Source organism: Candidatus Methylomirabilota bacterium, assembly GCA_035764725.1.
Taxonomy (GTDB): domain Bacteria; phylum Methylomirabilota; class Methylomirabilia; order Rokubacteriales; family CSP1-6; genus DASRWT01.
In genome coordinates this window covers 64,425-71,219 of sequence record DASTYT010000130.1, presented here as the reverse complement: position 1 = coordinate 71,219, position 6,795 = coordinate 64,425, and the positions used below count along the sequence as shown (strand labels likewise).

7 protein-coding genes and 1 pseudogene are annotated in these 6,795 nt (G+C 70.2%); 1 reads left to right on the top strand and 7 read right to left on the bottom strand.

The window, feature by feature from the left end:
* The 7 genes and pseudogenes from VFX14_21855 to VFX14_21825 form a co-directional block, all read right to left on the bottom strand.
* A partial coding sequence (locus VFX14_21855) for a protein-disulfide reductase DsbD domain-containing protein (protein HEU5192344.1) occupies positions 1-474 on the bottom strand: 474 nt, incomplete at its 3' end.
* 60 nt (positions 475-534) lie between these two features.
* The gene (locus VFX14_21850) at positions 535-1,428 is read right to left on the bottom strand and encodes a matrixin family metalloprotease (protein HEU5192343.1); all 894 of its coding nucleotides are present in this window, start codon (positions 1,426-1,428) and stop codon (positions 535-537) included.
* A gap of 130 nt (positions 1,429-1,558) precedes the next feature.
* On the bottom strand, positions 1,559-1,930 hold the full coding sequence (locus VFX14_21845; GenBank protein ID HEU5192342.1) for a hypothetical protein: 372 nt from the start codon (positions 1,928-1,930) through the stop codon (positions 1,559-1,561).
* Between the two features lie 5 nt (positions 1,931-1,935).
* Positions 1,936-2,394 carry an aromatic-ring-hydroxylating dioxygenase subunit beta gene (locus VFX14_21840; protein ID HEU5192341.1) on the bottom strand — a complete coding sequence of 153 codons (459 nt, stop codon included), beginning with the start codon at positions 2,392-2,394 and terminating at the stop codon, positions 1,936-1,938.
* 3 nt (positions 2,395-2,397) lie between these two features.
* Positions 2,398-3,642 carry an aromatic ring-hydroxylating dioxygenase subunit alpha gene (locus tag VFX14_21835; GenBank protein ID HEU5192340.1) on the bottom strand — a complete coding sequence of 415 codons (1,245 nt, stop codon included), beginning with the start codon at positions 3,640-3,642 and terminating at the stop codon, positions 2,398-2,400.
* Between the two features lie 228 nt (positions 3,643-3,870).
* A pseudogene (locus VFX14_21830) lies at positions 3,871-4,365 on the bottom strand (ion transporter).
* Between the two features lie 173 nt (positions 4,366-4,538).
* A complete protein-coding gene (locus tag VFX14_21825; protein ID HEU5192339.1) occupies positions 4,539-5,471 on the bottom strand; it encodes a branched-chain amino acid ABC transporter permease in 933 nt (310 codons plus the stop codon).
* Positions 5,472-5,633: 162 nt separating this feature from the next.
* Here VFX14_21825 and VFX14_21820 point away from each other — a divergent pair, with 162 nt between their 5' ends.
* On the top strand, positions 5,634-6,794 hold the full coding sequence (locus VFX14_21820; protein HEU5192338.1) for an SMP-30/gluconolactonase/LRE family protein: 1,161 nt from the start codon (positions 5,634-5,636) through the stop codon (positions 6,792-6,794).
* Position 6,795 lies beyond the last annotated feature (1 nt).

Genomic DNA, 6,795 nt, shown 5'->3' with positions numbered 1-6,795 from the left:
GCAGATCTTCTCGCACACGAGCCAGGCGGCGCGACCGCGCAGTACGACGTCGCGTCCCGGCGGAAGACCGGAGGGCGCGCTCACGCGGACCAGGAGCACGGTCTCGCCCGTGTAGCCGTGGCTCATCGCGGGGCCAACGGGAATGCGCTCGGGATGCGGCCATACAATGGGCTCCGCGGTGAAGCCGGGGGGCAGCGCCCACTCGATCGTGAGGGCCTCGCCGGAGTCGCCGGGGTTGATCCAGTAGGTGTGCCAACCGGGCGCGATGCGCTGGCGGATGCCCACCCAGATCGCGCCCCCGGGGCTGATGCCCGCGGATTCCGAGATGAGGTCGACGGTGACGAGCGGCGCATCCGCCGCGCAGGCGGGGGGCGGCGCGCCCAGGCTCATCGCGAAGGCAAGGGCGGGGGCGGACCCGAGCGCGAGCAGGCGCGCGAGCCGGAGCCAGATGTCACGCGGAGGAGTCAGCCGCATCCGGGTGCGGCCATTGTCCCATGCCCGCCAAACGCCGCGCTCGGGTCGCGGACGCTGGAGCTAGAAGCGGCGGCAGGCCTTCCGCAGCGCGGCGAGGTCGGCTTCGGTGGGCGTGAGGGCGCCGAGGGGCTGGCCGCCCGCCACCGCGTGCATGATGCCGGCGGGATCGTCCACGTGCTTCACGCCGAGGGCGTGGCCCATCTCGTGCGCGAGCAGCAGCACCAGGTCGCGGGTGTCGTGGAACTCGAATACCGCGATCTGCCGTCCGTCGAACTCGCCCTTGTGGAACTGGCGGGGCGCGCCGTAGAGGGCATTGAAGGTGGCCGCGCTCGCGTTGTGCTGGGTCGCGATCGCGTTGCCCTTCTGGGCGAGCCCGCTCACCGTGGTCGCCAGCTCCTGGAGCGCCATCCGCTCGGACTCCAGCCGGCTCCGCAGGTCGACGAGCCGCGCGCGCTCGGACTCGAAGGTGTAGCGCATGTCGGCGGGGGTGTTGCCGCGAGCGTTCCACTCCCGGATCTGCGCGTTCAGCGCCTCGGCGCGGCCCTGATACTCCGCCTGACCTTCCTTGAAGTCGCGGAGGCGGCGCTCGTACATCGTGCGCCATTCGTCGTAGGAGCGGCCCACCGCCTCGTGCGAGGCGCGCGTGTCCTTCAGGTCGGTCTGGAGCTTGGTGCCAGCCTGCGTACGCTGCTGCCGCTCGTCGTAGATCAGGTTCACCACCAGCCGCGCGCCCTCCGTCTCGACGAAGAGCTTCCGGCCCATGGGCCGCTCCCACACCTCCTCGGCCTGGCGAAGGGCGTCCCGTAGCTCCTCCCGGCTCACCCCGAACCGGTCGTCGAAGCGGTCGACCCGGTACGCGAGGGGACGGGCGCAGGGTCCGGGGCGGAGGAGGGCGATCAGCATCATCGCTCCGAGGAATCCCAGGAGGCCGAAGGTGAGCCTGCGGACACTCATGACAGGTGCTCATGTTGCGAGGCCCGTGCCAGCGACCTCCCGCTCGGGATGACGCGTAGTTAGCCCCTGAAGGCTCCGCCTCCGCTTGACGGAAATGTCCGGCGGGGCTGCCCCACCTTGTCTGGGGTGACTAGCGCGTGACAGGGGGTGGGGGCGGCGGCGGTGGCGGTGGGGGCGGGGGCGCGTATGGGCCCCCAGGGGATCCCGCCGCCGCACAGCGGTAGATCTCCGCCTGGATGCGCGAGAGATCATCCTGCCTGAAGGACAGCACGGCCGTGTCGCCGCCGGTTCGCACGATCTTGCGGCGGAGGTCCTTCAGGGAGTCGTCGCTGACAAACCCGATCCGGGTGCAGCCGCGGCTGATGCCGGGCTCGGTGCTCAGCCGGAGATTGGCCATGGCCAGGCGCTCAGCGTCCTGCGCGCGCGCGGGCGCGGGACCGAGGGCGGCCACCACCAGCGCGGCGGCCGCGGCGGCGGCGCGGGGGATCGGGAGTCGAGTCATGGGCGCTAGAGGGGGATGGCGAGCAAGGTGTCGATGCGGCTACTGTCGCACACCACCACGCGCTCGCGGAAGCGGAGGGCGCCGGCCTCCTCGACCAGCGCGTCCACGTAGCGTCCGGTGGCGAAGAGGCCCATGGTGCCGTCGCGCATCACCCGCACGACCAGGAACGGCGTCTCCGTCCGGATGGCCCCATCACGGACGCCCAGCAGCGCGGGGAGGCCCACCACGTGGCGATAGCTCTGGCGCTCGAAGACGCTGGCCTCGCGGAGCGCGGCCACGCGGTCCTTCAGCATGCCGCGCGAGTCGGCGTAGATCACCCCCGCGGGCATGCCCTGGCGATGATTGTCCGCGGACGTGATCGAGTAGAGGCACGGATCGGTGAAGAACCCCGGCCAGTCCTCCAGCCGGTCGTCGTCGATGGCGCGGGCGTACTCGGCGTTGAGCTGGCTCACGCGATCGAGCATAGGCTAGTAGCCCATATACCCGCGGTACGCCTTCCAGAACCCGCGCACCGCCGCCTCGGTGGCGCGGGTGTCCTGCGACTCCGCGCCCTCGCCTCCCATGTTCACGATCGAGAGCGTGTCGCCGGCGGCGGCCACGCCCCGCTGCACGAAGCCGCCGACGCAGCCGTCCTCCATGGAGACGTAGCCGGCCGGGCCCACCAGATTGGCCTGGCGCAGGCGCCGCCGGCGCATCTCCGCCGAATCGTCGGCGAATCCGAGATAGGTCCAGTGCAGCTCCATCGCGTCGGGGCCCTTGGGAATGACCTGGCGGATGGCGAGGGCGTTGTAGACCTGCTGGACGACCAGGCTCGGAAACACGGTGAGAATCTGGAGCTGGACGTCGTCGCCGAACTCCTTCACGGTGTCGAGCAGGCTCGGGTCGATCAGGCGGAGGCGCTCGCTCTCCGAGCGGATGCCCTGGTCGCGGTACGCGGTGCTGTCGCGGTCCTCACCGCGATCGATGGTGGCGCTCGCATGATGAGCGCCGTCCGGGCTCACCAGCACTCCGCCCCCCTGGGTCAGGCGGGTGATGCGGAACGTGCTGAAGAAGGTGTGGAGCAGGCTCGCGTGATACGTGTCCTTCACGTTCTCCACGTAAAGCTTCCAGTTGTTGGGCAGGGCCTGGACGAAGCGGCCCAGCACCTGGACGGGGCGGTTGAGCACGCGGAGCAGGCGGGCGCGCACCGCCTCGCCGAGGTAGGCGTCCAGCAGCGGCGCCGCAGGGTCGAGCGTCGCGAAGACGAGACCGCCCAGCGTCGCGGTGCGCAGGCGCCGCGGCGCATGCTCGGCCTTGCAGAAGGACGCGGGCATGCCGCCCTTGCCGTGGGCGCCCTTCTCGAAGGCCACGCTCACCAGCGAGCCCTCGAGGTCGTAGCTCCAGGCGTGGTACACGCACTGGAAGCGCTTGCCTGTGGACCCACCGTCGTCGAGCGCGATGAGGGCGCCGCGATGCGCGCAGCGATTCTCGAAGGCATGAATGGCCCCGGTCTCGCCGCGCACCACGATCACCGGCATCTCGCCCACGAACGTGGTCCGGTAGTCGCCGGGCCGCGTCAGATCCGACTCCAGCGCGACGTAGTTCCACACCGGCCCCTCGAAGATGCGACGAAGCTCCTCGCGGTAGTTCGCGCCGTCCTGGTACACCCAGTAGGGGACGCGGGCGAGCGACGCGCCGGGCCATTCGCGACGACGGGGGGCCGAGGAGCTCATGCCGTTGCCTAGCGGCGAGGATAGCACGCCACGGAAGGCTTCAGAGGCTCGCGCCACAGTACTTACAGTGGATGGCATCGACATCGTGCCCCTCGGCGCCGCAGCCCGGGCACGCCTGCCGGGACACCGGACGAGACGTCCGGGCCAGCTCCGCCGACACGATACGGTGGGGACCGCGATGATGGCGTAGCCGAGGATCATGAGCAGCGCGGCCAGGAATTGCCCCAGCGGCGTCTTCGGCGCGATGTCGCCGTAGCCCACGGTGGTCATGGTCACCACCGCCCAGTACATGCTGACGGGGATGCTGGTGAAGCCGTACGCCTCCCCCTCGACCACGTACATCACCGTGCCCATCATGACCATGACGGTGACGATGACACCCAGGAACACCGTGATCTTCCGGCGGCTCGCGCCCATGGCCTGGCGAAGCTGCTCCGCCTCGCCGAGGAACGGGGAGAGCTTGAAGATCCGAAACACCCGCAGCAAACGAATGGTCCGGATCACGATGAGCGACTGCGCTTCGGGCGCGAGGATGCCGAGGTAGGTGGGCACGATGGCCAGGAAGTCGACGATGCCCAGGAAGCTGCGGACATAGCGCCACGGCCGATCGACGGCCAGGAGGCGCAGCACGTACTCGACCGTGAAGGCGATGGTGATCGACCATTCCACCACGTCGAGCGCTCGGCCCCACTGGCGCCGGATGGCCGCGACGCTCTCGAGCATCACGGCGAGGACGCTCGCCAGGATCGCCACGAGCAGGACGATGTCGAACGCGCGCCCGGCGGGCGTGTCGGCCTCGAAGATCACCTCGTGCAGGCGCACGCGCCAGGGCGCTCGGATGGGCCGCCGCTGCGCGGGAATCGTCACGGGGGCATCCTAGCCTACCCATCCCGTCTTCATCGCCGAAGGCGCAGCCGCCCCGCCATCGCCTCCACGATTCCGGCGACGCCGCCCGGCATGAGCTGGGTCGAGAGCACGAGCAGCGCGCCGAAGACCGGGAGGGCCAGGTTGCGGGATACCGTGCCTGCGAGATCGGGCCAGAATTGCAGGAAGAGCCCGCCGGCCAGCGCCCCCCAGACCGAGGTCATCCCGCCGAACACGGAGCCGACCAGCAGGAGAATCGAGAGCCAGTAGGTGAAGCTCTCGGGCGCCACGAAGTCGAGGAGCAGCGCGGCGAGCGCGCCGGCGATGCCTGCATAGGCCGCGCCCACCGCGAAGATCATGGCGGTGTAGTGCGCGAGATCGATCCCCGCGACCTGGGCGGCGATGGGGTGATCGCGCATGGCGCGGACCGCGCGCCCGGCAGAGCTGTTCACCAGGTTGCGCGCGATCCACAGGCCGAGACCGAGAAGCCCGAGGGCGACGAAGTACCACCACTGATCCCCAGTCACCGGCACGCCCGCCGGCGGGCCCGGCCGGTCGAGGTAGAGTCCCTGCACGCCGCCCGTCCACGGCGTGAGATGGCTCGACTTGAGGGTCTGCGGGACGGCGAGGGCGAGCGCGAACGTGGCGAGGGCGAGGTAGAACCTGGCGAGCGGCGCGACCACCCGGCCGAACGCGTAGCCCGCGGCCAGGCAGACCAGCGGCGCGGCGAGGATCCCCGCATAGGCGGAGGCCCCGGCCTGGCGCATCAGCACCGCCATGGTGTAGGCCCCGAGCCCGTAGAAGGCGCCGTGTCCCAGCGAGATCACACCGGCCTGGCCCGCGATGAGGTTAAGGCCGAGAATCGCGATCGCGTGGGACGCGGCGAAGGCGAGCTGATAGGTGCGAAAGCCCCACAGGAAGAACGGCAGCGCGAGCGCGCAGGCGACGAGCGGCAGGACGCTCATGTCAGCTTGCCGGAGGGTAGCACGTCTGCTACGGTGGCGGCGCAGTCGGGCAGCCGGGCAGCTCATCGCAGCGAGCCGGATCAGGGAGGATCGCGCATGGCTCAGGACGCGGACGACCGCAACGCACACGGCACGATCTCGCGGCGCGGACTCATCACCGTCATGGGAGCGGCGGGCGCGGCCCTGCTCGCCCCGGGTCTCGCCCGCGGCCAGACGCCGCAGCCCATGGCGCCGCCTAGCGTCATCACCACGCCGCCGCGCGAGTTCGGGCCAAAGGCGCCGCCCAACGTCTACTTCACCGATCCCGACGTGCTCACCGTCGATCCCTCGTTCAATGGGCTGCGCCAGCCGAACGCGCCCATCCAGCGGCTGTGGACCGGCGCGCTGTGGTCGGAAGGGCCGGCGTGGAACAGCCAGGGGCGCTATCTCCTGTGGAGCGACATCCCGAACAACCGGCAGCTCCGCTGGCTCGAGGACAACGGCCACGTGAGCGTGTTCCGCACGCCCTCCAACAACAGCAACGGCAACACGTTCGACTTCCAGGGCCGACAGCTCTCCTGTGAACACCTCACGCGTCGAGTCGTACGCTATGAAAACGACGGCTCGGCCACCATCATCGCCGACCGCTACAACGGCAAGCGGCTCAACTCGCCGAACGACGCGGTGCCGCATCCGGACGGGAGCTACTGGTTCACCGACCCGCCCTACGGCGGCCAGCTCTACGAGGGCGCGCCCGACGCGCCCGGCGGCCCCAGCAATCAGGGAGGGCGGCTCAAGCCTCGTCTCGGCCAGCCACCGGAGATCGGCGCCGCGGTGCGCGAATTGCCCACGAGCGTCTATCGTGTCGATCCCAGCGGCCGCGTGGACCTGGTCGTCAGCGAGGGTCAGGTGCCCGATCCCAACGGGCTCTGCTTCTCCCCTGACTACAAGCGGCTCTACGTGGTGAGCACGGGGAAGGGCCCCGGCGACACCGGCCCCGGCGGCAAGGGCGAGATCTTCGTCTTCGACGTGACAGGCGACAACAAGGTCGCCAACGGCAAGGTCTTCACCACCTGCATGGTGGACGGGGTCAAGTGCGGCCCGGACGGCGTGCGTTGCGACGTGGACGGCAATGTCTGGTCCTCGAGCAATGCGGGACGCAGCGTGGGCTACAGCGGGGTGACGATCTGGAATCCCGCCGGCCAGCTCATCGGCCGCATCCGGCTGCCCGAGATCTGCGGCAACGTGTGCTTCGGCGGGCCCAAGCGCAACCGGCTCTTCATGGCGGCGAGCCAGTCGCTGTACGCGCTGTACACGGGCACGCAGGGCGCGGCCCCCGGGTAGA

Excerpts from the sequence above, each read along its gene's own strand:
- VFX14_21850 (HEU5192343.1), bottom strand. The coding sequence starts at position 1,428 with ATGAGTGTCCGCAGGCTCACCTTCGGCCTCCTGGGATTCCTCGGAGCG.
- VFX14_21825 (HEU5192339.1), bottom strand. The coding sequence starts at position 5,471 with ATGAGCGTCCTGCCGCTCGTCGCCTGCGCGCTCGCGCTGCCGTTCTTC.
- VFX14_21835 (HEU5192340.1), bottom strand. The coding sequence starts at position 3,642 with ATGAGCTCCTCGGCCCCCCGTCGTCGCGAATGGCCCGGCGCGTCGCTC.
- VFX14_21840 (HEU5192341.1), bottom strand. The coding sequence starts at position 2,394 with ATGCTCGATCGCGTGAGCCAGCTCAACGCCGAGTACGCCCGCGCCATC.
- VFX14_21845 (HEU5192342.1), bottom strand. The coding sequence starts at position 1,930 with ATGACTCGACTCCCGATCCCCCGCGCCGCCGCCGCGGCCGCCGCGCTG.
- VFX14_21820 (HEU5192338.1), top strand. The coding sequence starts at position 5,634 with ATGGGAGCGGCGGGCGCGGCCCTGCTCGCCCCGGGTCTCGCCCGCGGC.